Below are 25,792 nucleotides of genomic sequence, written 5' to 3'. Positions count from 1 at the left end.
ACTCTCTCTACGTTTGACCGAGATAAAAAATGCAAGATTCAGCAACGGGCGTAATCCGCCACAACCAAGATTTTCTTCAAGTTATTAAAAGCTATTGGCAACTCACCAAGCCGCGCATTATTCTCTTGCTCTTGATTACAACAGCAGGTGGAATGTGGATTGCAGCTCAGGGACAGGTTGATCCGGTACTGCTAATCGTGACGTTGATCAGTGGCGCATTTGCAGCAGGATCAGCGAACACAATTAACTGTTTGTACGATCGCGATATCGACTACATCATGGAACGGACTCGCAGCCGTCCGCTTCCATCCGGTCGAGTCAGTGTTCGAGATGCGCTCATCTTTGCCGTCACATTGGCGTTAACTTCGTTTGGATTGTTAGCGTATTTCGCGAACTTGCTGAGTGCTTGTCTGGCAATGTCGGGAATCTTCTTTTACGTGGTCGTCTATACGCACTGGCTAAAGCGCCATAGCACCCAGAATATTGTGATTGGTGGGGCTGCGGGTGCAATTCCGCCGCTAGTCGGTTGGGCTGCGGTGACAGGTGATCTCAGTTGGGCGGCTTGGGTGTTGTTTGCGATCGTCTTTCTTTGGACTCCGCCGCATTTCTGGGCGCTAGCGATTCTGATTCGCGAAGATTACGCCAAAGTTGGTGTTCCGATGTTGCCTGTGGTGAATGGGAATGAACCAACGAGCAAACAGATCTTCTACTACACGCTATCTTTGATTCCGGTGTCGCTGCTGTTGGTTTATCCGTTACATGTGATGGGTGCAGTGTATGCCGCGATCGCGCTTCTATTAGGCGGCATCTTTGTGCAAAAAGCTTGGAATTTAATGCAGGCTCCGTCAGATTTGATGGTAGCTCGATCGACCTTTAAGTATTCAATTCTGTACATGATGCTGCTTTGTGCAGGAATGGGAATTGATTCACTCCCTGCAACTCATCAGCTTATCAGTGCGATCGTTCAACAAGCTCAAACCATTGTGGGAGTGGTTTTCTAGTTCTTGAGTAAGCTGCTGTTGCTCAGGCAGGTTAACGACTGAACTTCCTGTAGGAAGTCTGATTTCATCAGTCTCAAGAGTTGCAGCATTGCGTGATGAACTATTCCGATCGGACGAGAGCATCCATTCCTTAAGACTGATTTACGGGAAACAGAGCAAAATTATTCTATTGATATGGGAACTTAGATAGCCGCAAATACGCGTCTAACATAAAAGGCACTCCGAAGATGTGGTCGGGGTGTTTTTTATTTATATGAGATGAGGTATCAAATGACAGAAGCGAAGCTTGAAGGCCTCATCAAACTCCGAGATCAGCGATTTAATTGAAAATCGCTTAAAAAGCCGATGGCGGGATTTGAACCCGCGACCGCTCGATTACGAATCGAGTGCTCTACCCCTGAGCCACATCGGCATAAGACCTTAGTAAGTGTAACAGGTTTTCGATCGCACTTTCACACAAATTGCACAAAATTCCATCTCATGCCACGATCGAGAAAACTTTGACTCTTTTAATGAATCAGCAATCTGAGCAACTCAAGCGATCCGACCCCAAAAAATATGCGCGTCTTAAAGCTGAAGCCGCTGCACCCTATCGCGGACTGCGGAAATTTATCTATGTTGCCTTTGGGGGATCAGGCGCGATCGGCGCAGTCGTGTTTCTCGCGCGAACCCTTGCAGGGCGAGATTTAGAAACGGCTGTGCCAAATCTTGCCCTGCAAATTGGGTTGGTCGCGCTCATGGTCTGGCTATTTCGCTTTGAGAGCCGCAAAACCCCTTAGAGAACGCGAGTCTCGGTCTAACTTAACGCGCTCCAACAACGTATGGAGACGGAATCGCCTGAGCTTTACCCTGATTCACCAGCGCTTGGTAAATAAAGGCGGCTACTTCTGCGCGAGTGGCTTCTCGATTAGGCGTGAGTTGTCCGACTGTTGGATAGTTCACCACAATCTGACGTTGGGTAGCAGCCGCGATCGGGCTTGCTGCCCAGCCGGGAATCGAATTCGCATCCTGGAAGCGAGAAAGCGCGCTCGGATCTCCAGCCCCGAACTGTAAGCCATTCGACAGCGCGACTAATGCCTGAACTTTCGGAATTCGCTGATCCGGTCGGAACGTGCCGCCTGGAAAACCTGCCATAAAGCCACCCCGTGAAGCCGATTGAATCGCCGCAAAGCCCCAGAAGTTACTGCGAACATCAGAGAAGTTGACTGCCGGATTTCTAGGAGCCGGATTAAAGGCTTTGGAAACGATCGTCGCAAACTGAGCGCGAGTCACTGGCTCGTTCGGCTTGAATGTGCCATCTGGGAAGCCTGTGATGATTGCTTGTGATGCTAACGCTTGGATGTACTGTTGTGCCCAATGCCCTTGAACGTCAGAAAACGCTGTGTTTGTTCCGCCAGCCACAAACGCTACTGGACCTGAGATGCGCTTCGGATCGATGTTGTTGCCGATCGCTTGAAACGTATTGTTTGTCGTGTTGTTCAGGTCAACACCTTTGCGGCTGGCATCTCGACCATTATTGCGAATCGTATTGTTTCCTAGGCTGTCCGCAGTTCCCAAATCAGGGAATGCGTTATCTCTGGCAACAATACCATCGCCTTGGCTATCGGTGATTACATTGTTGCGGAGGATGGCTCTACTCGATCCATCCATATAAATGCCTGCTGTGTTCTGCGTAATCTGGTTGCCTTCGAGTCGAGGGATTGAGTTACCGCCGATCGCCAGCCCGAATCCGGTTGCATTAAAGACATTGTTTCTAATCACACCCCGCGCTCCGCCAGTGATCGAGATACCATTGCCGGAGTTTTTGGTAAACACATTGTCGGTGACAACAGGACTAGAGTTACCTACGATGAAAACGCCTTCCCGATTGCTATTGGTAAACGTGCTGTTGGCAATCATGCAGTCTGCATCTTCGACCCAAATTCCAGTGCCGCGTGTGACAATATTCGTCACGGTTACACCGCGAATTTCACTACTATTGGCGGCTCGAATCGCGGCGTTTTGGTTGCCAAAGGCTTTACTCGGCGTTAGTCCACTGCCTTGAATTAGGAAATTCGCGCCTTTACTGTTCTCGTCACCGCGTAGGACAACACCGGGTTTAAGCACGATCGGAAATTGTTCGCCGGTTTGTTCGGTGTAGTTACCGGAAGCGAGTTGAATTAGCGTTCCTGCGGTTGCTTGCTGGAGTGCAAACGTAATGGTGCGATAGGGTGCAGCATCGGTTTTTCCAGCCGTGGGCTGATCACTGCCGGTTGTGGGATTGACATATAAAACTGTTGTAATCGTGGGGCTAGTCACCGATGGGGTTGAAGTGGTTGGGAGCTGGCTATCGCTGGGTGCTTGAGCCATTAAGGGAGTACCCAAGCACAGTAAAGCGAGTAAGCTCAGTTGGGTGGGAACGATCGCGCGGGAAAAGGGAAATTTACCAATGCCTAGACGTACCATAAGTTCTCTCATCTCAGAGTCATAAGTGCATGCGTGTCTCTTATGGGGGATGACAAGCCAGAGTAGATGCAAGTTCCCCGAATTGTGAGCTACTGCACTATACACAACTTCTCAAGAAGTGGCGATCCGAAATGCAAAGCAGAGTTCAGCGTTGTGTAAGGAAAATATGAGCGCACTCCTTTAGAGCGTGGCAGGCGTTCGGTTTTCTCAGATACTAGAAGAGGCGACAGTCAGAAAGGGGTCAGCGATGTTATCGAAAGGATTTGAAATTGAAGTCTACACTGGGACTCCGCAAGGGGATGTGGTAGGACTATCGGATCAGATTGTGGCGGCATTGGATGGATTCGTGCGTGAGCCAGATAGCCGCAATGTCGAGTACACGACACCGCCCGGCTTTCGGTATGAGCGATCGCTGTGTGATTTAGTCACACCTCGGTTGCGGCTGCGTCAATTTCTCAAGTCAAAGGGCGATTACACGCTGATTCCGGGCAGCACTTTGCCGCTTAAAGGACAGGGCGATCGATTCTGGCGCTCTGATCCCACGAATCCTTATCACGATTACATCGAAAACACCTACGGTACAAAAGTTGTCACGGCTAGCGTTCATATTAATATTGGCATGAGTGATCCCGATGTATTGATGCGGGCTTGTCGATTAGTGCGCGTTGAAGCACCTTTATATTTAGCATTGAGCGCGGCATCTCCAATCTTTAACGGTGAGATCACTGGGTATCATTCCACGCGCTGGGGTTTGTTTCCAAAAACGCCTGCCCATGTGCCGCTGTTTGAAAGTCATGCTCACTATATTCGCTGGACAGAAGAACAGATCGCCATAGGGACAATGCAGAATGTGCGGCATCTTTGGTCTTCGGTGCGTCCGAATGGCGATCGTCGTCCTTACAATTTGAATCGGCTGGAATTGCGAATTTGTGATTTGGTGTCTGATCCGATCGCGCTGCTGGCGATTACTGCGTTATTAGAGGCGCGATTGCATCAAGTGATGTCAGATCCGAGCTTAGATCCGCTGCAACTCAGCCAATTGAGCGCAGAGGATTTAATTGAGATTACCGATGCAAATGAGGCGGCGGCAGCGCGATCGAGCTTAGATGCAGAATTAAGACATTGGAAAGATGGACAGCCGATCCGGGCGCGGGATTGGGTTGAGCAACTTTACGGGGAAATGTTCGGGATTGCAAAAGCACAGGGCTTTAGCTGTTTCTTGCTGCCGGTGAAGAAGATTCTGCGCGAAGGCAATGAAGCCCAACGCTGGATTAAACTGAGCGAACAAGGATTCGACAATCGCGAGATTCTGATGCGATCGATTGAAGCAATGCAGGTTCGAGAAGGAGAGCTTCAAGGACAAATTTGTCAATCCCTGGTTGCTTAGGCACGATCTCCTCGTAAAGACGCGAATACCGTAGATGCAGCGAAGCTCCTAATCGCGTCTTTACGCCGTGAGTCGTCGCGTCCTTTTAAGCATCAAAAATCTTTTCTTGCATGGGCTGGCAAAAGGGCTGAACTCCCGTTTTAACCACATAAATTGCAACGGGAACAGCTAATCGCATCGGCAATTCTGTTTGTGCAACGATCGCATCAATCAACACCCCGGATAACCCGTCTTCGAGTCCTTCTTTAATCTGCGCTTCACACAGAATATGTCGCCATCGCTTAGCAAGTCCATCGATCCAGCGCTCATTTGCTTCTGGTAGCTGTCCTGATTTGATCGCAAGAGAGATTGCGGCATCTTCAAGATCTCCGTCACAATCTTCGATCACGTCTAAAGCTGCAAGTGCATTTGGATGATCTGAAAGTTGTTCGCGGAACAGTTCAAGATCTTCTAGTGAAACGATAATCGACATACAACAGTCCTACAACGGCGTTCTGCACCGATCGTATCACTCCGCGATTCTGTCGTAAGTTGGGACATGACACTTGATTCGATTGAAGAATTAACTGAAATATACCCTAGTGTGAGTTGAGACCTGTTTATAGAAGCGATATGAATATAAAAAAGATTAAATTTAAATACGGCTGATAACAATGTTGGAACAATCAAGAATGTCGCCTTCTACGAATACGATCGCTAATGGATGCTTGACGGTTGAGATCAATGGCTTGAGAAACCAGAAAGGGATTGTGTGTTTCAGCTTGTTTTCAGGTGAGCAAGGCTTTCCGAACGAGAGCGATCGTGCCATTGCGTCTCGCTCTGTTGAGGCAAAGGAAGCTTCGGTTTCAGTCATATTTGATCAACTGTCTCCCGGTAAGTATGCTGTTGCTGTGATTCATGACGATAACGGGGATGGGAAGCTGAATACAGGCATATTCGGCATTCCCAAAGAAGGATTCGGTTTTTCACGCAATCCTAAGATCGGCATGAGTGCCCCGAAATTCGAGGAAACGGCGGTTCAGGTCTCCGGCGACGGTATGAAAATTCAGATTGATATGAACTATCTGATGTAGGGTTTGCACAATTCGGTGATGTCGCGATCGTGCTTTTCCCAGGAGGCACGATTTTTTGTCTGAAAGTTTGATGATTCTTAATAGAATTGGCTTCGGTAGAGCAGGCTCGATGTCCCTAAATGCCAGGATGGAACTTTGAAAAAAGGGGGTTCTCGAATCCCCAAGATTCCCCCAACTTCAAAGTTCCCCATTCATGGGGGATTTAGGGGGCAAGAAGCACTTCATAACGAAGCGAATAACCGTATTGAAGCGCTAAAACCTTCACGAAAGCCAGGTATAAAATCCTATACAGCTACTTCGTTTTATTTTGCCTATTGTTCTACATTTTATAAAGTCTAAAATATAAAAGCTAAGGAAATTCTAAAATTAGACTTTAGAGATGATCTGAGTCGATTAGTAGGTTCTCTTGGTTTTTAGCAGAACCATACTTCTGCTATCAATGTAACTTCTTCTTTCGACAGCTAGGCAGAACTGCAAACATCAACAACAATGCAAATAGAGACGTACCCGCGCTCACCCCTTCACAAAAGACAGGAGACCCAGAGTGAAACTCGCAGTTTACGGAAAAGGCGGTATCGGCAAATCAACGACAAGCTGCAACATCTCCGTTGCACTTGCAAAACGCGGCAAAAAGGTACTACAAATCGGCTGTGACCCCAAACACGACAGCACCTTTACCCTGACTGGATTTCTCATCCCCACAATCATCGACACCCTTCAAGAAAAGGATTACCACTACGAAGATGTCTGGGCTGAAGATGTGATCTACAAAGGTTACGGAGGAGTCGATTGTGTAGAAGCAGGCGGCCCGCCAGCAGGTGCAGGCTGCGGTGGCTATGTCGTGGGCGAAACGGTAAAACTGCTCAAAGAACTGAATGCTTTTGATGAATACGATGTCATTCTATTTGATGTTCTTGGCGACGTAGTTTGTGGTGGATTTGCTGCACCCTTGAACTATGCAGATTACTGCATGATTGTGACTGATAACGGATTTGATGCCCTGTTTGCTGCCAATCGGATTGCAGCTTCAGTGCGCGAAAAAGCACGGACACATCAACTCCGATTGGCAGGACTGATCGGCAATCGAACTGCAAAGCGCGATTTGATTGATAAATACGTCGATGCCGTTCCCATGCCTGTGTTAGAAGTGCTACCGCTTATCGAAGATATTCGCGTATCGCGGGTGAAAGGAAAAACATTGTTCGAGATGGCAGAATCTGATCCCTCGCTGAACTATGTCTGCGACTACTATCTGAACATTGCTGATCAAATTTTGGCAAACCCAGAAGGCGTTGTGCCAAAAGATGCCCAAGATCGCGAATTGTTCTCGCTGCTGTCAGACTTCTACCTCAATCCAAAACAGCCCAAAACCGCCGAAGAAGAACTCGATTTAATGATGGTCTAAAGAAAGAATGAAGGGTAACGGATAGAGAAAGCAAATCGCGATATGTGATTAGATTGAGGCTGACTTTATCGTTATCCTGATTTGACTTGTGAACATTGATCAACTGCGGCGATCGCTCAAAGATCGCTGGCTCGACTACTACCAGGAAAACCGCGCTTGGATTACTCGATTATCGATTTGGGTGAGTTGCGACGGACAGCGGCGACCGTCATCCAGCTTCATCTTAGGTGCGCTTTCCAGTGTAGAACCGCGACTCGTTGACCTCCTGCCGCTGATTGTGGATTTGAGCAATCATCCCGATCGCATCATTGTTGCCCTGGGACTGAACTTCGACCCGGAGCAAGAACTGATCCATCTCAAGCAGCTTCAAGCCGAAAAGCCGAAATATCTACCTGCAAGTTCTGCCCCTGAAGTCAAGCCCCGCCGCCCTGCTGAAGTAGACGAAGCCTGTGAAGGACGGGATCGATCGCATCAATCGAATCGCGCTCCTCGATAAAACCCTCATTTAGAGAAATACTGTTATGACTCTCGCTGATCCTCAACCTCAAGCTCTGCAATTTGAGTGTGAAACCGGTAATTACCACACCTTTTGTCCGATTAGCTGTGTTGCATGGCTTTATCAAAAAATTGAAGATAGCTTTTTCCTAGTCATTGGGACAAAAACTTGCGGGTATTTTCTGCAAAACGCAATGGGTGTGATGATTTTTGCAGAACCCCGTTATGCAATGGCAGAACTTGAAGAAGGTGATATTTCAGCCCAGCTCAATGATTACGAGGAACTGAGACGACTGTGTGAACAAGTCAAGCGCGATCGTAATCCCAGTGTGATTGTGTTCATCGGAACCTGTACCACTGAGATTATCAAAATGGATTTAGAAGGACTAGCCCCAAAGCTTGAAGCAGAGATTGGAATTCCGATCGTCGTGGCTCGCGCTAACGGTCTAGACTATGCCTTTACTCAGGGCGAAGACACGGTGCTTGCAGCAATGGCGCAACGCTGTCCGACCAAAGCTCCTACGGGTGAAACAGAGAAAGAAGAGCGCAACGCCATTCAAAAGCTGATGAACTTTGGGCGCAAGCAGGAAGAGATCAAACAGCAGGATTCCGAGTATGTGGATCATCCGCCATTGGTGATGTTTGGATCAGTACCAGATCCGATCGTCACTCAGCTCACTTTGGAGCTGAAGAAGCAAGGCATTAAAGTCTCTGGATGGCTTCCTGCAAAGCGATACACAGAGCTTCCAGTGATCGAAGAAGGATACTATGTTTCGGGTGTGAATCCATTTCTATCGCGGACGGCTACAACGTTAATGCGGCGACGGAAAACGAAGCTCATTGGCTCACCGTTCCCGATCGGCCCGGATGGCACCCGCGCTTGGATCGAAAAAATTTGTTCTGTGTTCAACATTGAACCCAAAGGCTTAGAAGAACGAGAAGCAAAGATTTGGGAAAGTGTTGAGGATTATCTGCAATTGGTTCGTGGAAAGTCAGTGTTCTTTATGGGGGATAACCTGCTGGAGATCTCGCTAGCGCGGTTTCTGATTCGCTGTGGCATGACTTGTCCAGAAATTGGTATTCCTTATATGGATAAGCGCTATCAAGCCGCAGAACTCGATTTTCTGGTAAAAACCTGCAATGAAATGGGAGTTCCAGTTCCCAAGATTATCGAAAAGCCCGATAACTACAATCAGCTTCAGCGCATCCATGCACTCAAGCCCGATCTGGTCATCACTGGAATGGCTCATGCCAATCCATTAGAGGCGCGAGGCATTAGTACGAAGTGGTCAGTTGAGTTTACCTTCGCTCAAATTCATGGATTTAGCAACACTCGCGATATCTTAGAGCTTGTCACTCGTCCGCTTCGTCGCAATGGTGCATTACAGAACATGGGCTGGGAGAAGCTGGTGCAAGAAGAAGCAAAGATTTAAGGACTGAGATAAACCTGACCCTCTAGAAGCGGATGATCGTTTCTAGAGGGTTTTTTAATCATCGCAGTTCAGGATGTCCTGATTTACTCATGATTTACTTAAGCTCCCTTGTCGGTTGTGATACTTGAGTCCAAGTTGCCAGCGAGACTCAAAAGTTTGGCAAAAGTTATCGATCGAGTAGAACAGTTCTTCTAGACTAAACATGAGGGCAAACATAGCAAGTGCAGGAGGACTAATGATCGAGTGGACATCTGAAGCCGAGGCAAAATTAAAAGAAATTCCCTTCTTTGTGCGTCCAGCAGCCCGAAAGAAAATTGAGAAATTCGCTCAAGAAATGGGCGCAACTCAAATTACATCTGAGATCTACGATCAAGCTAAACAGAAGTTTGGCAATTGAGGACATCACCATGACCATTTCTGCACAGCCCAAGATTTGGACAGATGAGGAATTTATGGCATTGCCGGACAACGGCGATCGCTACGAAATTGTGAACGGAGAATTAAGAATTGTGGGTAACTCAGGAATGCAGCATGGATATATTGCCATCTTCTTGGGCGGAAGAATGGTCGTTTATGTTGTCGATCGTAAGCTTGGTGTCGTTTGCGATTCGAGTACGGCATTCAAGATGAAATCTGGGAACAAGCGATCGCCTGACATTTCCTTTGTTGCAAAAGATCGACTAAAAGGCTTGAAAAAACTGCCTAGAGGATTCTTCGAGGGTGCACCAGACCTAGCCGTTGAAGTTATTCCTCCAAGCAATACCTTTGAAGAAATTCATCAGAAAATTGTGGAGTATTTCGAGAGCGGTTCTCGCTTAGTTTGGGTCATTAATCCTGACGAAGAATCGGTGATTGTTTATCGGAGTGCAACGCCCGATCGTTTATTAAAAAAGACTGACTTCCTTGACGGTGAAGAAGTAGTGGATGGATTTCGGTTAGAGATCGCGGAACTCTTCACCGATCTCGATTTTGATTAACTCAGCTTAGAGGTCGTCGCCATAAATCTCTCGATTAATCGCCTCATCGCCATCTCTACCATCAAGGATTTTCTAATCATACTCTTCGGGTATTTGGACGGGTAAAGGGCGGTACTCCGATCTCGCCAAGGTCGATCGCTTCTCTACAATGTCCTTATCACGATCGATCTTATGAGGGGAACGCGATGCAGCCAACCAATGCCGAAAAATTTACCGAAAAAGCCTGGGAAGCGATCGTCCGCACTCCAGAGATCGTAAAGCAGGTACAGCAACAGCAGATTGAAACCGAACACTTGATGAAGGCGCTGCTGGAACAAGACGGTTTAGCGATTAGCATTTTCAATAAATTGGCTGTTCCTGTCGATCGAGTGCGCGATCGAGCCGATGAATTTATCCGTCGTCAGCCGAAAGTATCGGGGAGCGGCACGAATGTCTATTGGGGACGCAGTGCCGATTCGCTGCTTGATCGCGCTGAAGACTATCGCAAACAGTTCGAGGATGATTTTATTTCGATCGAACATTTGCTGTTAGGGTATGCCCAAGATAGTCGCTTCGGAAAGGCTCTACTGACAGAATTTAGAGTTGATGAAGCGAAGCTGAGAAACGCGATCGAACAAGTTCGGGGTAATCAAAAAGTGACTGACCAAACGCCAGAAAACAAATACGAAGCTCTAGAGAAATACGGGCGTGATTTGACTCAGTATGCTCGCGAAGGGAAGCTCGACCCCGTGATCGGACGAGACGACGAAATCCGCCGCACGATTCAAATCCTGTCTCGTCGAACCAAGAATAATCCGGTTTTAATTGGGGAACCGGGTGTGGGTAAGACTGCGATCGCTGAAGGTTTAGCACAGCGTATTTTGAGCGGAGATGTGCCGCAATCGCTGAAAGACCGCAAGCTGATTGCCTTAGATATGGGGGCGCTGATTGCAGGTGCGAAATATCGCGGTGAGTTTGAAGAGCGGTTAAAAGCCGTTCTGAAGGAAGTCACTGATTCTCGCGGCAATATCATCTTATTTATTGATGAGATTCATACGGTCGTCGGTGCAGGTGCGACTCAAGGCGCGATGGATGCGGGTAACTTGCTGAAACCGATGCTGGCGCGGGGTGAATTGCGCTGTATTGGTGCAACAACCTTAGATGAATATCGCAAGTACATCGAGAAAGATGCAGCCCTTGAGCGGCGATTCCAGCAGGTCTTTGTCGATCAGCCAACGGTTGAAGATACCATTTCGATTCTGCGCGGGCTGAAAGAACGTTACGAAGTTCACCACGGGGTTAAGATTTCGGACTCTGCTTTGATTGCAGCCGCAACGCTTTCGACTCGTTATATCAGCGATCGCTTCTTGCCTGACAAAGCGATCGACCTCGTAGACGAAGCTGCTGCGAAGTTGAAGATGGAGATTACCTCGAAACCAGAAGAGTTGGATGAGGTCGATCGCAAGATTCTCCAGCTTGAGATGGAGAAGCTGTCGTTTAAGGGAGAAAGTGATGCAGCTTCTCGAGATCGATTAGAACGCCTCGATCGCGAACTGGCAGATCTCAAAGAAGACCAATCGAAGCTCAATGCTCAATGGCAAGCTGAAAAGGGCGTGATTGATGAGCTTAAGAAGCTAAAAGAAGAGATTGATCAAGTTAGCCTTGAAGTTCAGCAAGCTGAGCGCGATTATGACCTTAACAGAGCAGCTGAATTGAAGTACGGCAAGCTCAATGAATTGAACCGTAAAGTTGAAGAAGCGGAAGCCCGTCTGACTCAAGCCCAGAAATCTGGTACATCTCTGCTGCGTGAAGAAGTGATTGAGGCAGATATTGCTGAAATCATTTCTAAGTGGACGGGTATTCCAGTGAGCAAGCTGGTTGAATCTGAAATGCAGAAGCTCTTACAGCTTGAAGATGTTCTGCACAAACGAGTGATCGGACAAGATGAAGCGGTAACGGCGGTATCCGATGCGATTCAGCGATCGAGAGCTGGACTTGCTGATCCAAACCGTCCGACTGCCAGCTTTATCTTCTTAGGCCCAACCGGTGTCGGTAAGACCGAGCTTGCTAAAGCTCTTGCTGCTTACCTGTTTGATACCGAGGAAGCAATGGTGCGGATCGATATGTCTGAGTACATGGAGAAGCATTCCGTCTCCCGCTTGATCGGTGCGCCCCCTGGATATGTCGGTTACGAAGAAGGCGGACAGTTAACGGAAGCCGTTCGTCGTCGTCCGTACTCAGTGATTCTGTTCGACGAAATTGAGAAAGCACATCCAGATGTGTTTAACGTGATGCTGCAAATTCTCGATGATGGTCGCGTCACTGATTCGCAAGGTCGCACGGTGGACTTCAAAAACACCATTATCATCATGACCTCGAATATCGGTTCACAGTACATCTTTGAATACGGTGGAGACGACGATCGCTACGAAGAGATGCGATCGCGGGTGATGGATGCAATGCGATCGAGCTTCCGTCCTGAGTTCTTGAACCGAATCGATGAAATCATCATCTTCCACAGTTTGCAAAAATCGCAACTGCGCGAAATCGTCAAGATTCAAGTCAAGCGGTTGGAGAGCCGATTGGCAGAGCGCAAGATGTCGCTGAAGTTGTCCGAGGCTGCCTTAGATTTCTTAGCTGAAGTGGGCTTTGATCCAGTGTACGGAGCGCGTCCATTGAAGCGGGCGATTCAGCGAGAATTGGAAACGGCGATCGCGAAAGAAATCCTACGCGGACACTACACGGAAGGCGATACGATTTTCGTCGATGTCGGTGACACTGAGCGCTTAGAGTTCAAGCGCTTACCTGCGGAAGTGGTGACAACACAATAATAAAGTCTGGACGATTGAACATTGCGATTAGGGTGAGATTGCTCTCACCCTTTTATTTTGGGAAGTTTTACAACTGCTCTATATGGGCAAAATTACACTAATAGTTATCATAAGCAGCCCATGAGTTTCCAAAAAGCTTTTGATACAATTGGGGACGAGCGTAAAAAGATTTTACAGGCGATTTCCTGTGTTTTTGAATCAGGTGAGGTTGCTCCAAAAGGAGCATGGATTGAAGTTGATAAAGTCGGCAGTCGGAACTTTAGGCAAGCTAGATGGTGTAGTGAAAATTCAACAATTGAAGCTTCGAGCAAAAGAAGCCGTACAAGAAAATATATTGGTAGAGCAGGATCACCTGAGCATCTTGAAGCTATAAGGATGCTTGAAAGAAGGAGAGAAATTACACGTTTAACAAAGCAGCTTGAAAAAATCGAAAAACGAATTGCCGCTAAAGTTCATTATTTCTCACCTATTGCTGAAACTGATATTGAGGAAGAGATTCAGAGAGTCAGTGTCATAACTCTTTCTCGTCCTAAGCAGAAAGAATTTCGTCAGACCTTGCTGAAAGTGTACGAAAATCGCTGTGCTGTTACAGGTTGTGATGTTCCGGCTGCATTAGAAGCTTCTCATATTGATCCTTTCGCAAAAGGCGGTTCAAATTCGATTTCCAATGGATTGTTACTGAGGGCAGATATTCATAAATTGTTTGATAGGTACTTAATTTCGGTACATCCTAGAACTAGAAAAGTTTGTCTTTCAGTATTGCTGAGTAGCAGTAAGTATGCAGAATTTGAAGACAAAGTTATCTATTGTCCAAGATTTTCAGAATGGATGCCTAGCGAAGTTCTACTGTGGAGACACTATCATATTTTTCAGTGCCAAGCCCCCATTCTGAACCTGACAAACTAGGGTTAATCAAGTAGGTAATCATTACAGTTTTACTCAATGTCGCTCCAGAGTTGAGAAAGTAGAATTGTTTATCTTGTCCTAACCTGATGCAGTGCTTTTTGTAAATTGGCTTTAATTGCGTCAACGGGTGGATCATCTGGATCAAACTGATCTTCCACTTCTGAGGCAAGGATGAGCACCCACACTCGTTGATTTGTCACATTCTGAATTTGCTGATCTAAGGCGAGATTACCTTGAGTACCAATCTCGCCTTAGATCAGCAAATTCATGAGCTTTCCTCACTCCGCAAGCCTTGAAGGCTCAATATTCCGATATTTCTTGGCAAGTTTGCTAAGGCTCTGCTGAAACTCAAGCGATAAACGAATCTCGATTGTGGGTGGTTCATCCATAGAGTTCTTTGTACTCCAGGCAAGCAAGATTATCTTACCTTCGTTGGCTGATTCAAGCGGTTGGTGAGTCCGTGGCAGCGATCGCAAACTTGGACGACTGCGGTACGATCAACCACGATGTTAAGACAAGTTGTGCAGTGCAGATACCAGAATCAAATCACCTGTCGAATCACCTGTCGAATCACCTGTATGTTAAGTGGGTCATCTCTTCAAATCAGGGCTTCGCCGCTTAGACCCTAAAAAAAGAAGGGCAATCAGCCCTTCTCCCTATTGTTGCGATATAGATTCCCTTAGTCTTCGCGCTTATCGGACGGAGGATTAGAAATCTGTTCGGCTTCGGGGCAATCATCCGATACGAGCGGATCAACACATCCTTTCGGCACAGAGGAGAGTTTTTGAGTTACCGCTCCAATGCTTTCGAGCCGTACCATTTCTTCCCAAGAGCAGTTCTCGTCTTCTTCGTCGGTCTCATAACGCAACGTCACCAAATCTCCTTCGATATCTAGAATCTTGGCGCGTTCGATCCAGCGTTGTTGATCCCGCAAGAAGATCCAAACTTCACGACCATCACAACAGAGTTGATAGATCTTGCGGTGTAGCATATGCTTCTCCTGAGCGAATTACTCGAATATCACTAAATTAGACTGCAGCTTCGATTCTGCCGCCGTCTTTCATCAAACAGATTTGAGCGCAATGGCACGGGATGGGTAGGGTGCGATCGCAATTCGGTTGATCTGATCCAGGGGCAGAGTATTCATACAATCAAGCCTAGCGCTGGATCAGGCAAAAGCTTTCTCACCAAGGACAGGATTTGAAGCGCAACACGGTCGTGGCCTGGGAGTCGGGACTGGGGAGACACTCTTAAAGTCATTGTTGAGGCAGTAAAGGGACTTGGCGCAAAATCTGAATCAAGACAAGCTCAATTCAAATCGGTAGATAACGCTGGTAATCCGGAGTTAGCCAGAGGCTCGAAATCGCGTATCAAGGGTTCCCGAAGGCAGTAAACCAACAGGTACTTAATTCTACTTCCATTTTAACGAACCGATTGTCGATTGAATAGAACATCTGTACTAGATTTGAATTGTTCTGCGCGTTCCTATTAAAAAAATAAAAGGATGTGACAGCTTAGACACACCCTTTAAGAAAACTTAATCTTAACTGCGAGAAATTACGACTTTGGTGGGCCTGCTGTAACGATGATGACCTGTTCAGGTCGAAGTAGGTCTTGGGCAGTTTGATTCACTTGAGCCTGCGTCACCGCATCAATTTGATTCGGATACTGTCGCAGCTCGATCGCATTCAAGCCGTACATCTCGTTCATTAAGAGAACGCTGGCAAGTTGATCGGGGTTTGCTAAGTCAACGGGGTAGCTATTGGTGATGGATCGCTGCGCCGTCACTACTTCGGTTGTACTCACGCCCTTGGTGCGGATTTGGGCTAAGAGATTGACCGTGCTAGCGATCGCTTTATCGGCATCTTCGGGAGCCGTTTGCATCGAAATCACGAACGGGCCAGGACGGTTGCCTGCTTGAAAGAAACTGTAGATTCCGTAGGTGAGTCCTTGACGATCGCGCACTTCTGACCCCAATCGACTCGATAGGGTATCTCCGCCGAGAATTTGATTCATCACGGAGGCGTTATAAAAGCGTGGGTCGCGGCGATCGATTCCGGCTGAGCCAATTAGCGTCACGGATTGAGTTTTGCCCGGAATCGCAGCATAACGGCGAACGGTTGCACTTGGAGATGAAACGGGCGGGAAGGTCAGAGTTGGCGCTTTTCCAGTCGCTTTCCAGCCGCCTAATTCTTTTTCGATCAGCGATTTGACTGCGATTGGATCAAAATCGCCTACCAGCGCGACGATCGTCTTATCCGGTCGGTAGTGCGATCGGTAGAAGTTGACTAAATCCTGACGTTGAATCGCTGTTAGGCTGCCTTCGGTGGGGAAGCTGTAGAACGGATGATTTTCCGGGTAAACGGTTTGCTGAAAGACACGACGAGCAAGAACGGCAGGGTTATCGAGTTGAACTTTGAGCGTGGTCAGCGATCGGGCGCGAGAAAGTTCGAGTTCTCGATCGGGAAACGTTGCATTCTGCGCGATGTCTGATAAGGTTTGCAGCACGATCGGCAGGTGCTCGGATAGGGCGTTAGCATTCACTAGAACGCTTTCTCGGTTGGTGTCAACGCCAAAATTGATTCCTCGATCTTCAAGCGTTTTCGCCAGGGTTAGCGCATCTTTGGTTGTTGTGCCGTTCGTTAAGTTGTCTGCCGTTAGTTTTGCCAGTCCTGCCTTTGTGTTGGAATCAAATTCTGAACCCGCTTGTATCGCAGCACTGAGCGAGATCGTTGGAGTGCTGGTATCGCGCATGAGTAGAACTCTCAAGCCATTTGGCAGCACGTATTTTTCGGGTAGAGCTTGTGGAGTGCGATCGCCTTGTTGCACCGTAGGCAGGTATTTTGCCACCTGAGCCGGATCAACAGGCAGTCCCGCATTAAACTTCTCACTGGTTTGACCTGCATTCACAGCGCTGCCAGATTTGCTGTCGATCGTCGTAGGTTGAAACAATCCAATCGTCGCTTTATCTGGCGTGAAATAAGTTTTAGCAACTCGCTGTAAGTCAGCAGGAGTCACACGATCGACGTTTGCCAAAAAGCGATCGGTGTATTTGTAATCTCCTGTGGTGGTTTGATCGTCCCCAAGTTGGAAGGCTTGGCTAGTAATGTCACGATTTCTCAGAAGCACTGAGGATTTTAGCTGGGTTTTAGCGCGGGTGAGTTCTTCTTGGGTCACACCCTGCGATCGAACCTCTGCGAATACCGTTTGAATTGCCTCACTAACCTTGGTCAAGTCCTGATTTGGGGCAGCGGTAGCAGAAAGGTCATACCATCCGCCTGAAATCATGTTTGCGGGATAGCCACTGAAACCGCTAATCAATCCGGTTTCGACGAGGGCTTGATACAAACGAGAACTGCGACCTTGAGTGAGAACGAGATCTAGAACGTGCAGCGCGGGCACATCTGGATGAGTTGCATTGGGTAAAGGATAAACGGCACTGAGCAAAGGAGCACTACCTGGCTCTCGTAGCACGATCGGTTGAGTTTGCTTTGTCGGTTTCGCAGCCGTTGCAGTCGGTTTCGGGGTATTGGTCTTTTCCCGCTTCAGAACTTTGCCAAACAATTCCTTCACCGCTTGCAGAGTGGGTTCTGTCTTGAAGTCGCCCACTAGAATTAATGTGGCATTGTCCGGGCTGTAATAGTTGCTGTAGTAGTTACGAACTTGCTCGACTTCAAATTTCTCGACATCCGCTTTTGTGCCACCCACAGGCAATCCATACGGTGAATTTGGTAAAGCTGCTCTCATCACCGCACGATCGAGCCGATAGTCCGGGCTATTTTCATAGCCTTGCAATTCCGAGATTACTACTCGCTTTTCACTGGTCAATGAATCGGAGTTGATCAAAGCATTCTGCATTCGATCGGCTTCGAGTGCTAGCAGCGATTGCAATTTATCTCGCTGAACCGTGCCGTAATATGCGGTCTGATCGTGGCTAGTGAATGCATTCGATTGACTGCCTAACGCATTGAACAAGCGACCAAACTGAATCGGTCGATCGGTCGTTCCTTTGAACATCAAATGCTCTAATTGGTGGGCAATGCCATTCGCGCCTGCCGCTTCATCCCGCGATCCAATGCGATACCAAACTTGTACCGTGACGACTGGAGCGGTTGGAACTTCTTTGGTTAAGACCGTTAATCCGTTATCAAGAACAGTCTTACGAACAGTATCTGTCGTGGTGACGGAATCTGGAACCGCCGCCGATGCGGATTGTAGAAAAGGAACCGAGTTGGATAGCAGTACCGCGCTGAGACAGAGCATAAACAGAAAGCTGGCAAAGCGATATTGCTGAAGAAATTTTAGAAAAGACATCGGAAGATTAAAGCGCCTATGGTAGAAAATGCTTGGTCTGTAAAGCCTAGACCTTAGACCGTCGAGCAGGTTCCACTCTAGCGTTTGCAATCTAGCGTTTGCAGGTGTGATACCGAATTAAACATAGAATGCGACAGATCATACTCAAAGTCCCCCAGAATGGGGGATTTAGGGGGCGAGAATCTGTTGCATCCACAAATCAATTTGGTATGAGCGAGATGTCGATCGTGGATCGATCATCCTGCAAGCTCAGTAAAGAAATATAAAGCAGTTGTAAACTGAGAGGAGCAGTTTCACAACGATCACTATGACTACGCAAACATCGCCCTCTATCTACGATTTTTCAGCGAATAGTATCGAAGGTCAGCCTGTTTCACTTAGCGCCTACAAAGATAAAGTATTGCTGATTGTGAATACTGCAAGTCAGTGCGGTTTTACACCTCAGTATCAGGGATTGCAATCGATTCACAATAAATATGAGAATCAAGGATTTGCAGTTTTGGGATTTCCCTGTAATCAGTTTGGACAACAAGAACCCGGAAGCGCTAACGAAATTCAATCCTTCTGTGAAATGCGGTTTGGCGTGACGTTTCCATTGTTTGAAAAAGTGGATGTCAATGGAGCAAATGCACATCCGCTGTTCAAATTCCTGACCAAAGCTGCACCCGGAATCTTTGGGACAGAAGGCATCAAATGGAACTTCACGAAGTTCTTAGTCGATCGCTCCGGTCAAGTCGTCAAACGCTATCCTTCGACCACCAAGCCTGAAGACATTGAAAAAGACATTCAGGCATTGTTGTAAGCATCTTCAAGCTGACAGTACGGGCGACTGTAGCTTAAAGGTGGCTCTAGAGCATGTTCAGCTAATAGCTCTGGATTGCTCATAATTCGCTCAGTTTCACCATCGAATACAATTCGCCCTTTGCTTAAAACGATCGTTCGATTGCACAGTTCTAACGCCAAATCTAAATCATGGGTTGCAATTAGCTGCGTCAACGGCAGCGTATCTAACAGTTCAATCAACTGACGACGCGATCGTGGGTCAAGCTGTGCCGAGGGTTCATCGAGAACGAGAACTTGCGGCTGCATTGCCAGAACTCCTGCGATCGCGACTCTTTTTTTCTCTCCACCTGATAAACCGTTTGCACTGCGCGATCCATACGTTTCGGGATCGAGTCCAACACAGCGCATTGCATGAATAGATCGATCTCTGAGTTCCTGTCCAGCAATGCCTTGATTCATTGGGCCAAAGGTAATGTCTTCCCAAACCGTCGGCATGAACAGTTGATCATCTGGGTTCTGAAACACAAGCCCGACAAAATCGCGAATCCGTTTTAGATTCTGCGCCTCGACTGGCAGCGTCCCGACGAGCACTTGACCCACTTGCGGCGTAATCAAGCCATTAAAGTGCATGAGTAAGGTTGATTTTCCAGACCCGTTTGCACCGACTAAAGCCACTCGTTCTGTGGCAGCGATGGAAACAGTCACTCCATTGAGTGCTTGAGTGCCGTCTGGATAAGCATAGGAAAGATTGTAGATGTCGATCGGATTATGGTGCATGAAATAGATAAAGTGCTTGACCGGACAATAAGACTGCGATCGTAATCGTTAACGCTAAAATATCGCGCCGTCCCCCTTTCTGAACCTCTGCAATCGGAGGTAAACCTTGATAACCCCGCGCTAACATGGCTTGATGCACGCGTTCGCCGCGCTCATAAGTGCGAATGAACAATGAGCCGAACATATTCCCGATGACCGTGCGCTGACGTTTGGAATTGCCCAACAAGTTGCGCGATCGAGCTGCTTTGTGCATCGAGCTAAATTCATCACTCAACACGGAGATATACCGATACATCGATGCAAGAATCGCAACGAGCAACGGCGGCATCTTCAGTGCAGCCAACGCATGAAGTAATGCTGGGATCGAGGTTGTGAGAATTAAAGTATTCAGAATCAGTAATGACAAGAGTGCTTTAAGGGCAATACTTCCTAAAATAGTTAAGCCTTCAGTTGTGATTTGTATCCAACCCCATTGGAATAAAACATCACCACCGCCTCGAAACAACGTTCCAAGAATGACTACGCCAATAAAAACAAACTCTACTGCAACTCGCTTCAATAAAACTGATAATTGAACACGGCTCGCTAGGACAATTAGCGCGATCGCGCTTCCATAAATTGCCCAAGTCCACCAGCGACCGTTCGGGGTTAACGCGATCGCGAATACTAATAACAACACGCACAACACGCGCGATCGTGGTGTTAATCGATGCCAAACCGTTTTCTTTTCTTCAGCTTCAGCAAGATGCGGTGCGCCAATGTGCAATAAAATCATCGAGTCTAAATTGGATTACTTGAATCATTGAAGCTTTGGGGTTCGTCCTCTAAATCCCCCACAGGTGGGGGACTTTGAAGCAAATCCTAATCAATCATGCTCACGATTACGAACCAGAACTTTTCCAGCCCCCCAAGCTAATCCAAACGCAACTAACGTTCCGACTAAGCCTGCTGCGGGAGTGGCGATTTGCTCAGGAACACCCCGCAACTGATATTCCTCAAAGATTTGATAAAACGGTAACTTGTGTGAGATCGGTTCTTCTGCCGCTTTTTTCTCAAAGCCTTGATCTTGAGCGACGCGATCGAGTCCGTCTGGATCAGAGCTAGCAAACGGAGAAAGAAACACTGCAACCAACAAAGCAATTCCTAAACCGGAGATAATAAAAGCGCGATTTCGAGTTTGTGAAGCTTGAGTCATAGCACTACCTTTTTAACGTGAAGAGTACGATCGAGGAAGCTCTTGCATAGCAGCACGGGGTGCTCTGTAAACCATATCCGGGCGAGTTTTCAAGATATAGCTCAATGCCACGACGGTAATGATTGCTTCACCAATCCCAATCATGACGTGCCACAACAGCATTGCAACCAGCGCAACGACGAGCGGTACGGCTCCTGAAATCGCGAGCTGAATTGCACAAACCAGTGCCGCAATTACAACGCTTGTCCAAGCTGCGATCGCGGCTCCAATCAGCACAGATTTCGTAGAATCGCGCCCGATCATATTGCGAATCGATCGATACAAGTAGTAGCCACCAAACGTGCCAATCAATCCCATGTTAAAGATGTTGGCTCCCAGCGCAGTGATTCCGCCGTCTTGAAACAACAGGGACTGAACAATAAACACGACTGTCATGACTAGCGATCCCGCCCAAGGACCTAACAAGACACCCGCCAAAGTTCCACCAAGCAAGTGTCCTGAAGTTCCCCCCGGAATCGGAAAATTGATCATCTGAGCCGCAAAGATAAATGCCGCACACACCCCCATCAGGGGAACCACACGGTCTTGATACTCTGCCTGAACTCGGTTGAGACTGATTGCAATCAAAGCGATCGCAAATACCCAAGTCAGCAATGTGACAGGTAAATTTAAAAAGCCATCTGGAATGTGCAACGCCAAATGGTGCGGAAAAAATAGCACAGAAAGCATGAACTTATCTCCAACGAGACATCCTTGTGAGAAAACCTGTAGCGAGTTCTAAACGTTTAGTAGAGTTGATCGGTCTCTAAGAATTCAATCCTGCATGGGGGGATAATCGCCCGAATTTAAGCCTGACTTAAGATTCAAACCTCTTTTTCCAAAAAACTTCCGAAATTGCTATAGACGAAACGACAATTGATGCGCTAAGATACGCGATTGTGAGTTTTACACGCCCTTTATGAAAGCGCAAGAAATCATCCGCTCGATCGAAGCGGAACAAATGAAAGACAATATCCCCACGATCTATATCGGGGATACGGTTCGTGTCGGCGTGATCATTCAAGAGGGCGACAAGGAACGGACGCAGCCCTATGAAGGTGTCGTTATTGCAAAACGCAGTACGGGCATCACGCAAAACATCACGGTGCGGCGTGTGTTTCAAGGTGTTGGAGTGGAGCGAGTCTTCCTCATTCACTCTCCACGCATTGAAAGCATCAAAGTGATTCGTCGGGCGAAAGTGCGTCGGGCGAAACTGTACTACCTGCGCGATCGTGTGGGTAAGGCAACTCGCTTGAAGCAGCGTTTCGATCGTCCTTTAACCTAGTTTGTCCAATTGCTGGTAAACTAGATACAGAACGCAATCAGAGTCGTTCAGCATATGCGCTCTTAGTTCAGTTGGTAGAACGCAGGTCTCCAAAACCTGATGTCGGGGGTTCAAGTCCTCCAGGGCGCGCTGAATTACTCTGATTTTGCATGAGTAGCGATTTTGATCGGATCGTGTGCCGCGATCGAGAAAAGTCTTTATTATAGAAAGTCGGTCGAGCGCTAATGGAGCACCAGCGGTGGCAAAGAAAGAAGAGGTCTTAACTCCCCAAAAATCAGGATTTGACCCGAACGAGTTTGCTAAGGAAACGAAGGAAGAACTGGATAAGGTCGTTTGGCCCAGCCGTCAGCAACTGATCGGTGAGTCCATTTCAGTGATTTTGATGGTCACGCTCTCTGCAACCACGATCTATCTCGTCGATCAACTCTTTCATTGGGCACAAGTGAAGGTGTTCGGATGACATACACTTCAGACGAAACGCAAAACGATCGCGCTGACGACAACCAGGATGAGGTGTTGTCAAAAAGCGCCCGTTGGTATGCTGTGCAAGTGGCATCGGGCTGTGAAAAGCGCGTGAAGATGAACTTAGAGCAGCGCATCGAAACCCTTGATGTCGCGAACCGGATTTTGGAAGTTCAAATTCCTGAAACGCCGATTCTCAGACACCAGAAAGACGGACGAGCCAAGGAAGCCGCTGAGAAAGTTTTTCCAGGCTACGTTCTTGTGAAAATGGTGATGGATGATGAAACGTGGCAGGTGATTAAGAACACCCCCAACGTGATCAACTTCGTCGGTGCAGAACAAAAGCGACGGTACGGACGCGGGCGGGGTCACGTTAAACCAATGCCACTAGGACATGGAGAAGTCGAACGCATCTTCAAACAGTCCCAAGAGCAGGAGCCAGTCAGAAAAATCGACATGGCGACGGGCGATAAGATTACGGTACTTTCAGGGCCGTTTAAGGACTTTGAAGGGGAAGTGATCGAAGTTAGCCCAGAGCGGAACAAGCTCAAAGCACTTCTGTCAATCTTTGGGCGAGAAACCCCGGTTGAACTTGAAGTGAATCAAGTAGAGAAAATCTAATCGACTTCCAGAAAGTCAAGAATCGATGGCAAAAAAAGTAACCGCAGTGATTAAGCTGGCGATTAATGCTGGCAAAGCAAACCCTGCACCGCCGATCGGCCCTGCGCTCGGTCAGCACGGGGTGAATATCATGATGTTCTGCAAGGAATACAACGCCAGAACCGCAGATCAAGCGGGCATGGTCGTTCCTGTAGAAATCTCAGTTTACGAAGACCGTAGTTTTACGTTTGTTCTCAAAACCCCGCCCGCATCAAAACTGATTGCAAAAGCGGCTGGAATTGAGACTGGATCTGGCGAACCGAACAAAAAGAAAGTGGGCAAAATTTCCCGCGCTCAATTGGAAGACATCGCCAAAACCAAAATGCCCGACCTCAACGCAAATGATGTCGAAGCGGCAATGAAGATCATCGAAGGAACCGCTCGTAACATGGGCGTGACCATCACCGACTAACCTTTATTCGGGGGAGAGATTATCTCGCGATTACCCCAGGAGACACATGGTAAAGAAGCTATCAAAGCGCACGAGAGAACTGCGTGCCAAAGTCCAAGACAAGGCTTACACACCTTTAGAAGCCTTAGAACTGCTGAAAGAGACGGCAACGGCGAAATTTCCCGAATCCGCAGAAGCGCACATCCGACTCGGTATTGATCCGAAGTACAGCGACCAACAGCTCAGAACCACAGTCGCACTACCGAAGGGAACTGGACAAGAAGTTCGAGTTGCGGTGATTGCGCGAGGCGAGAACGTTACGGCAGCAACGAACGCGGGAGCAGACATTGCAGGTTCGGAAGAACTGATCGATGAGATCCAAAAAGGACGGATGGATTTCGATTTGTTGATTGCGACTCCGGATGTGATGCCGCAAGTGGCGAAGCTTGGTCGAGTCTTAGGCCCGCGTGGCTTGATGCCGTCACCGAAGGGCGGTACGGTTACATTTGATCTGGCGCAAGCGATCGCAGAGTTCAAAGCGGGTAAGCTCGAATTCCGGGCAGATCGTACCGGGATTGTTCACGTTCTATTTGGTAAAGCCAACTTCTCGGCTGAAGATCTGTTAACGAACCTGAAAGCGCTGCAAGAAACGATCGATAGAAACAGACCTTCCGGTGCAAAAGGACGCTATTGGCGTACAATGTATGTGTCGTCCACGATGGGACCTTCGATCGAGGTTGATATCAATAGCCTGCGCGACCTCAAAGTTGGAGATGCCGCTTAGACAAAAGTTTTTCAACTGAATATCCAAACCAAAGACAGCAGGTGGTTTACGCCTTAATGTCCTGCCGAGGTTTGATTTTTCGAGACACATTCACTGTGTTCTAAAGAAATCATGCGAACTCGGCTCTAATCAAGTCGGGTTTTTTGTTTTTGGATATTCTCTACATCCCAAATCAGGAGGTGAGAAAGAGTGGGAAGAACGTTAGCAAACAAGAAAGAGATTGTTGCCGATCTGAAAGAAACGCTGAACGAATCACAGTTGATGTTCATCATTAACTACAGTGGTTTGACCGTGGCGGAAATCTCAGATCTACGGAATCGTCTGCGTCCGAAAGGTGCGGTTTGTCAGGTGGCGAAAAACACCTTTATGGCCAAAGCAACCGAGGGTGACGATCGTTGGCAAGCGGTGAGCGAATTGCTGAAAGGTGATTCTGCGTTTGTGATGGTCAAAGACGATCTTGGTGGCGCAATCAAGGCTTACCAGGAGTTCCAAAAAGCTGCCAAGAAGACCGAAATGCGCGGCGGCGTGATGGATGGCAGAGTTCTGAAGGAAGCGGATCTTAAAGCGATCGCGGATCTGCCTTCAAAAGAACAACTCATTGCCCAAATTGCTGGTGCAATCAATGGAGTCGCAACCAAGCTGGCAGTCGGTATCAACGAAGTGCCGTCTGGTTTGGCAAGAGCGCTCCAACAACTGTCCGAGAAAGACCAAGAAGCAGCGTAAGTTGCTGAACACAATTCAATTTAGGGAGTTAGTTCCATGTCTGCTGTAACAGATGAAATTATTGAGAAGTTAAAGGGTTTGACCCTGCTCGAAGCTTCCGAATTGGTGAAGCAAATCGAAGAAGCTTTCGGTGTTAGTGCTGCGGCTCCGGCTGGCGGCATGATGATGATGGCTCCGGGTGCTGGTGCTGCCCCGGCGGAAGAAGTCGAAGAGAAGACCGAATTCGATGCAGTTCTGGAAGAAGTTCCGGCTGATAAGAAGATCGCGGTTCTGAAGGTGGTTCGCGGTATCACTGGCTTGGGTCTGAAAGAAGCGAAAGACCTCGTAGAAGCTGCACCGAAGCCGATCAAGGAAGGTGTTGCGAAGGCTGAAGCTGAAGACATCAAGAAACAAATCGAAGAAGCTGGCGGTAAAGTGTCGGTCAAATAGTCGCTGCTTAATTCTGAT

The 25,792-nt window shown here is 47.8% G+C and carries 28 protein-coding genes, 2 tRNA genes and 1 other annotated feature; of the genes, 20 read left to right on the top strand and 10 right to left on the bottom strand.

Features of this window, described 5'->3' with window-relative positions; genetic code table 11:
• Nucleotides 1-29: 29 nt before the first annotated feature.
• Complete coding sequence (locus NC981_RS11835) at nt 30-1,001, top strand: heme o synthase (protein WP_190379125.1); 972 nt, start codon at nt 30-32, stop codon at nt 999-1,001.
• A gap of 340 nt (nt 1,002-1,341) precedes the next feature.
• Here the strand turns inward: NC981_RS11835 and NC981_RS11830 are convergent.
• Nucleotides 1,342-1,413 (bottom strand) — tRNA-Thr (locus NC981_RS11830).
• Between the two features lie 100 nt (nt 1,414-1,513).
• Between NC981_RS11830 and NC981_RS11825 the strand changes: the two genes are divergently transcribed.
• Nucleotides 1,514-1,780, top strand: a complete 267-nt coding sequence (locus NC981_RS11825; RefSeq protein ID WP_190376547.1) for a DUF3493 domain-containing protein — start codon at nt 1,514-1,516, stop codon at nt 1,778-1,780.
• Nucleotides 1,781-1,802: 22 nt separating this feature from the next.
• Here NC981_RS11825 and NC981_RS11820 read toward each other — a convergent pair whose 3' ends face one another.
• The gene (locus tag NC981_RS11820) at nt 1,803-3,446 is read right to left on the bottom strand and encodes a DUF1565 domain-containing protein (RefSeq protein WP_348242991.1); all 1,644 of its coding nucleotides are present in this window, start codon (nt 3,444-3,446) and stop codon (nt 1,803-1,805) included.
• A 247-nt stretch (nt 3,447-3,693) separates the two neighbouring features.
• Here NC981_RS11820 and gshA point away from each other — a divergent pair, with 247 nt between their 5' ends.
• Entirely contained in the window at nt 3,694-4,833 is a 1,140-nt protein-coding gene (gene gshA / locus NC981_RS11815) for a glutamate--cysteine ligase (RefSeq protein ID WP_348242990.1), read from the top strand.
• Nucleotides 4,834-4,918: 85 nt separating this feature from the next.
• Here the strand turns inward: gshA and NC981_RS11810 are convergent, their stop codons facing one another.
• Nucleotides 4,919-5,305, bottom strand: a complete 387-nt coding sequence (locus NC981_RS11810; RefSeq protein ID WP_348242989.1) for a hypothetical protein — start codon at nt 5,303-5,305, stop codon at nt 4,919-4,921.
• 199 nt (nt 5,306-5,504) lie between these two features.
• Here NC981_RS11810 and NC981_RS11805 point away from each other — a divergent pair, with 199 nt between their 5' ends.
• From NC981_RS11805 to NC981_RS11770, 8 genes are all read left to right on the top strand, one after another.
• Nucleotides 5,505-5,906, top strand: coding sequence for a DUF2141 domain-containing protein (locus NC981_RS11805; RefSeq protein ID WP_348242988.1), 402 nt, complete (start codon nt 5,505-5,507; stop codon nt 5,904-5,906).
• Nucleotides 5,907-6,450: 544 nt separating this feature from the next.
• A complete protein-coding gene (gene bchL, locus NC981_RS11800; RefSeq protein ID WP_068393180.1) occupies nt 6,451-7,311 on the top strand; it encodes a ferredoxin:protochlorophyllide reductase (ATP-dependent) iron-sulfur ATP-binding protein in 861 nt (286 codons plus the stop codon).
• 88 nt (nt 7,312-7,399) lie between these two features.
• Entirely contained in the window at nt 7,400-7,807 is a 408-nt protein-coding gene (locus tag NC981_RS11795; protein WP_190376542.1) for a DUF5331 domain-containing protein, read from the top strand.
• A 25-nt stretch (nt 7,808-7,832) separates the two neighbouring features.
• Nucleotides 7,833-9,239, top strand: a complete 1,407-nt coding sequence (locus NC981_RS11790) for a ferredoxin:protochlorophyllide reductase (ATP-dependent) subunit N (protein ID WP_348242987.1) — start codon at nt 7,833-7,835, stop codon at nt 9,237-9,239.
• A gap of 235 nt (nt 9,240-9,474) precedes the next feature.
• Entirely contained in the window at nt 9,475-9,636 is a 162-nt protein-coding gene (locus NC981_RS11785) for a PCP reductase family protein (protein ID WP_348243237.1), read from the top strand.
• Between the two features lie 10 nt (nt 9,637-9,646).
• On the top strand, nt 9,647-10,216 hold the full coding sequence (locus tag NC981_RS11780; RefSeq protein WP_348242986.1) for a Uma2 family endonuclease: 570 nt from the start codon (nt 9,647-9,649) through the stop codon (nt 10,214-10,216).
• Nucleotides 10,217-10,401: 185 nt separating this feature from the next.
• A complete protein-coding gene (clpB, locus tag NC981_RS11775; protein WP_348242985.1) occupies nt 10,402-13,026 on the top strand; it encodes an ATP-dependent chaperone ClpB in 2,625 nt (874 codons plus the stop codon).
• Between the two features lie 120 nt (nt 13,027-13,146).
• On the top strand, nt 13,147-13,932 hold the full coding sequence (locus NC981_RS11770) for an HNH endonuclease (RefSeq protein ID WP_348242984.1): 786 nt from the start codon (nt 13,147-13,149) through the stop codon (nt 13,930-13,932).
• Nucleotides 13,933-14,000: 68 nt separating this feature from the next.
• On the opposite strand, the gene NC981_RS11765 is transcribed toward NC981_RS11770, so the two are convergent.
• The 3 genes from NC981_RS11765 to NC981_RS11755 all read right to left on the bottom strand — a co-directional run bounded on the left by NC981_RS11765 (nt 14,001) and on the right by NC981_RS11755 (nt 18,246).
• On the bottom strand, nt 14,001-14,132 hold the full coding sequence (locus NC981_RS11765) for a hypothetical protein (protein ID WP_348242983.1): 132 nt from the start codon (nt 14,130-14,132) through the stop codon (nt 14,001-14,003).
• A gap of 479 nt (nt 14,133-14,611) precedes the next feature.
• Nucleotides 14,612-14,923 (bottom strand): DUF6679 family protein, encoded by a 312-nt coding sequence (locus tag NC981_RS11760; protein ID WP_190376537.1) that lies wholly within the window; start codon nt 14,921-14,923, stop codon nt 14,612-14,614.
• A gap of 566 nt (nt 14,924-15,489) precedes the next feature.
• Complete coding sequence (locus tag NC981_RS11755) at nt 15,490-18,246, bottom strand: pitrilysin family protein (RefSeq protein ID WP_348242982.1); 2,757 nt, start codon at nt 18,244-18,246, stop codon at nt 15,490-15,492.
• Nucleotides 18,247-18,553: 307 nt separating this feature from the next.
• Here NC981_RS11755 and NC981_RS11750 point away from each other — a divergent pair, with 307 nt between their 5' ends.
• Nucleotides 18,554-19,048 carry a glutathione peroxidase gene (locus tag NC981_RS11750; protein ID WP_348242981.1) on the top strand — a complete coding sequence of 165 codons (495 nt, stop codon included), beginning with the start codon at nt 18,554-18,556 and terminating at the stop codon, nt 19,046-19,048.
• On the opposite strand, the gene NC981_RS11745 is transcribed toward NC981_RS11750, so the two are convergent.
• The 4 genes from NC981_RS11745 to cbiM form a co-directional block, all read right to left on the bottom strand.
• Nucleotides 19,033-19,806 carry an ATP-binding cassette domain-containing protein gene (locus NC981_RS11745; RefSeq protein ID WP_348242980.1) on the bottom strand — a complete coding sequence of 258 codons (774 nt, stop codon included), beginning with the start codon at nt 19,804-19,806 and terminating at the stop codon, nt 19,033-19,035. The two genes, NC981_RS11750 and NC981_RS11745, sit on opposite strands and share 16 nt — an antisense overlap.
• On the bottom strand, nt 19,796-20,581 hold the full coding sequence (gene cbiQ / locus NC981_RS11740; protein WP_348242979.1) for a cobalt ECF transporter T component CbiQ: 786 nt from the start codon (nt 20,579-20,581) through the stop codon (nt 19,796-19,798). The genes NC981_RS11745 and cbiQ overlap by 11 nt, the downstream gene beginning before the upstream one ends.
• Before the next feature lie 90 nt (nt 20,582-20,671).
• Complete coding sequence (locus NC981_RS11735) at nt 20,672-21,001, bottom strand: PDGLE domain-containing protein (RefSeq protein ID WP_348242978.1); 330 nt, start codon at nt 20,999-21,001, stop codon at nt 20,672-20,674.
• A 12-nt stretch (nt 21,002-21,013) separates the two neighbouring features.
• The gene (gene cbiM, locus NC981_RS11730; RefSeq protein WP_348242977.1) at nt 21,014-21,730 is read right to left on the bottom strand and encodes a cobalt transporter CbiM; all 717 of its coding nucleotides are present in this window, start codon (nt 21,728-21,730) and stop codon (nt 21,014-21,016) included.
• 229 nt (nt 21,731-21,959) lie between these two features.
• Here cbiM and rplS point away from each other — a divergent pair, with 229 nt between their 5' ends.
• From rplS to rplL, 8 genes are all read left to right on the top strand, one after another.
• On the top strand, nt 21,960-22,325 hold the full coding sequence (gene rplS, locus NC981_RS11725; RefSeq protein ID WP_190376530.1) for a 50S ribosomal protein L19: 366 nt from the start codon (nt 21,960-21,962) through the stop codon (nt 22,323-22,325).
• A 56-nt stretch (nt 22,326-22,381) separates the two neighbouring features.
• A tRNA-Trp gene (locus NC981_RS11720) sits at nt 22,382-22,454 on the top strand.
• Nucleotides 22,455-22,563: 109 nt separating this feature from the next.
• A complete protein-coding gene (secE, locus tag NC981_RS11715) occupies nt 22,564-22,785 on the top strand; it encodes a preprotein translocase subunit SecE (RefSeq protein WP_190376529.1) in 222 nt (73 codons plus the stop codon).
• Nucleotides 22,782-23,408: a transcription termination/antitermination protein NusG gene (gene nusG / locus NC981_RS11710; RefSeq protein ID WP_190376528.1), complete on the top strand. Its 627-nt coding sequence runs from the start codon at nt 22,782-22,784 to the stop codon at nt 23,406-23,408. The genes secE and nusG overlap by 4 nt, the downstream gene beginning before the upstream one ends.
• Before the next feature lie 25 nt (nt 23,409-23,433).
• Nucleotides 23,434-23,859, top strand: a complete 426-nt coding sequence (gene rplK, locus NC981_RS11705; protein ID WP_190376527.1) for a 50S ribosomal protein L11 — start codon at nt 23,434-23,436, stop codon at nt 23,857-23,859.
• Between the two features lie 46 nt (nt 23,860-23,905).
• Nucleotides 23,906-24,622: a 50S ribosomal protein L1 gene (rplA, locus tag NC981_RS11700; protein ID WP_190376526.1), complete on the top strand. Its 717-nt coding sequence runs from the start codon at nt 23,906-23,908 to the stop codon at nt 24,620-24,622.
• A 10-nt stretch (nt 24,623-24,632) separates the two neighbouring features.
• Nucleotides 24,633-24,777: a sequence feature (ribosomal protein L10 leader region), on the top strand.
• 34 nt (nt 24,778-24,811) lie between these two features.
• On the top strand, nt 24,812-25,345 hold the full coding sequence (gene rplJ, locus NC981_RS11695) for a 50S ribosomal protein L10 (RefSeq protein ID WP_348242976.1): 534 nt from the start codon (nt 24,812-24,814) through the stop codon (nt 25,343-25,345).
• A 36-nt stretch (nt 25,346-25,381) separates the two neighbouring features.
• Nucleotides 25,382-25,774: a 50S ribosomal protein L7/L12 gene (rplL, locus tag NC981_RS11690; protein WP_190376524.1), complete on the top strand. Its 393-nt coding sequence runs from the start codon at nt 25,382-25,384 to the stop codon at nt 25,772-25,774.
• The last annotated feature ends 18 nt before the right edge of the window (nt 25,775-25,792 follow it).

The sequence above is a fragment of the Leptolyngbya sp. DQ-M1 genome (assembly GCF_039962505.1).
Lineage (GTDB): Bacteria > Cyanobacteriota > Cyanobacteriia > Leptolyngbyales > Leptolyngbyaceae > Leptolyngbya.
Note: the sequence above shows the minus strand (reverse complement) of the source record. Positions and strands in the feature narration are given on the sequence as shown.

What these genes read in the sequence shown, in the direction of transcription:
- NC981_RS11835 (WP_190379125.1), top strand. Translation starts at nt 30, where the DNA reads ATGCAAGATTCAGCAACGGGCGTAATCCGCCACAACCAAGATTTTCTT.
- NC981_RS11825 (WP_190376547.1), top strand. Translation starts at nt 1,514, where the DNA reads ATGAATCAGCAATCTGAGCAACTCAAGCGATCCGACCCCAAAAAATAT.
- NC981_RS11820 (WP_348242991.1), bottom strand. Translation starts at nt 3,446, where the DNA reads ATGGTACGTCTAGGCATTGGTAAATTTCCCTTTTCCCGCGCGATCGTT.
- gshA (WP_348242990.1), top strand. Translation starts at nt 3,694, where the DNA reads ATGTTATCGAAAGGATTTGAAATTGAAGTCTACACTGGGACTCCGCAA.
- NC981_RS11810 (WP_348242989.1), bottom strand. Translation starts at nt 5,305, where the DNA reads ATGTCGATTATCGTTTCACTAGAAGATCTTGAACTGTTCCGCGAACAA.
- NC981_RS11805 (WP_348242988.1), top strand. Translation starts at nt 5,505, where the DNA reads ATGTCGCCTTCTACGAATACGATCGCTAATGGATGCTTGACGGTTGAG.
- NC981_RS11790 (WP_348242987.1), top strand. Translation starts at nt 7,833, where the DNA reads ATGACTCTCGCTGATCCTCAACCTCAAGCTCTGCAATTTGAGTGTGAA.
- NC981_RS11785 (WP_348243237.1), top strand. Translation starts at nt 9,475, where the DNA reads ATGATCGAGTGGACATCTGAAGCCGAGGCAAAATTAAAAGAAATTCCC.
- NC981_RS11780 (WP_348242986.1), top strand. Translation starts at nt 9,647, where the DNA reads ATGACCATTTCTGCACAGCCCAAGATTTGGACAGATGAGGAATTTATG.
- clpB (WP_348242985.1), top strand. Translation starts at nt 10,402, where the DNA reads ATGCAGCCAACCAATGCCGAAAAATTTACCGAAAAAGCCTGGGAAGCG.
- NC981_RS11770 (WP_348242984.1), top strand. Translation starts at nt 13,147, where the DNA reads ATGAGTTTCCAAAAAGCTTTTGATACAATTGGGGACGAGCGTAAAAAG.
- NC981_RS11760 (WP_190376537.1), bottom strand. Translation starts at nt 14,923, where the DNA reads ATGCTACACCGCAAGATCTATCAACTCTGTTGTGATGGTCGTGAAGTT.
- NC981_RS11755 (WP_348242982.1), bottom strand. Translation starts at nt 18,246, where the DNA reads ATGTCTTTTCTAAAATTTCTTCAGCAATATCGCTTTGCCAGCTTTCTG.
- NC981_RS11750 (WP_348242981.1), top strand. Translation starts at nt 18,554, where the DNA reads ATGACTACGCAAACATCGCCCTCTATCTACGATTTTTCAGCGAATAGT.
- NC981_RS11745 (WP_348242980.1), bottom strand. Translation starts at nt 19,806, where the DNA reads ATGCACCATAATCCGATCGACATCTACAATCTTTCCTATGCTTATCCA.
- cbiQ (WP_348242979.1), bottom strand. Translation starts at nt 20,581, where the DNA reads ATGATTTTATTGCACATTGGCGCACCGCATCTTGCTGAAGCTGAAGAA.
- NC981_RS11735 (WP_348242978.1), bottom strand. Translation starts at nt 21,001, where the DNA reads ATGACTCAAGCTTCACAAACTCGAAATCGCGCTTTTATTATCTCCGGT.
- cbiM (WP_348242977.1), bottom strand. Translation starts at nt 21,730, where the DNA reads ATGCTTTCTGTGCTATTTTTTCCGCACCATTTGGCGTTGCACATTCCA.
- rplS (WP_190376530.1), top strand. Translation starts at nt 21,960, where the DNA reads ATGAAAGCGCAAGAAATCATCCGCTCGATCGAAGCGGAACAAATGAAA.
- nusG (WP_190376528.1), top strand. Translation starts at nt 22,782, where the DNA reads ATGACATACACTTCAGACGAAACGCAAAACGATCGCGCTGACGACAAC.
- rplK (WP_190376527.1), top strand. Translation starts at nt 23,434, where the DNA reads ATGGCAAAAAAAGTAACCGCAGTGATTAAGCTGGCGATTAATGCTGGC.
- rplA (WP_190376526.1), top strand. Translation starts at nt 23,906, where the DNA reads ATGGTAAAGAAGCTATCAAAGCGCACGAGAGAACTGCGTGCCAAAGTC.
- rplL (WP_190376524.1), top strand. Translation starts at nt 25,382, where the DNA reads ATGTCTGCTGTAACAGATGAAATTATTGAGAAGTTAAAGGGTTTGACC.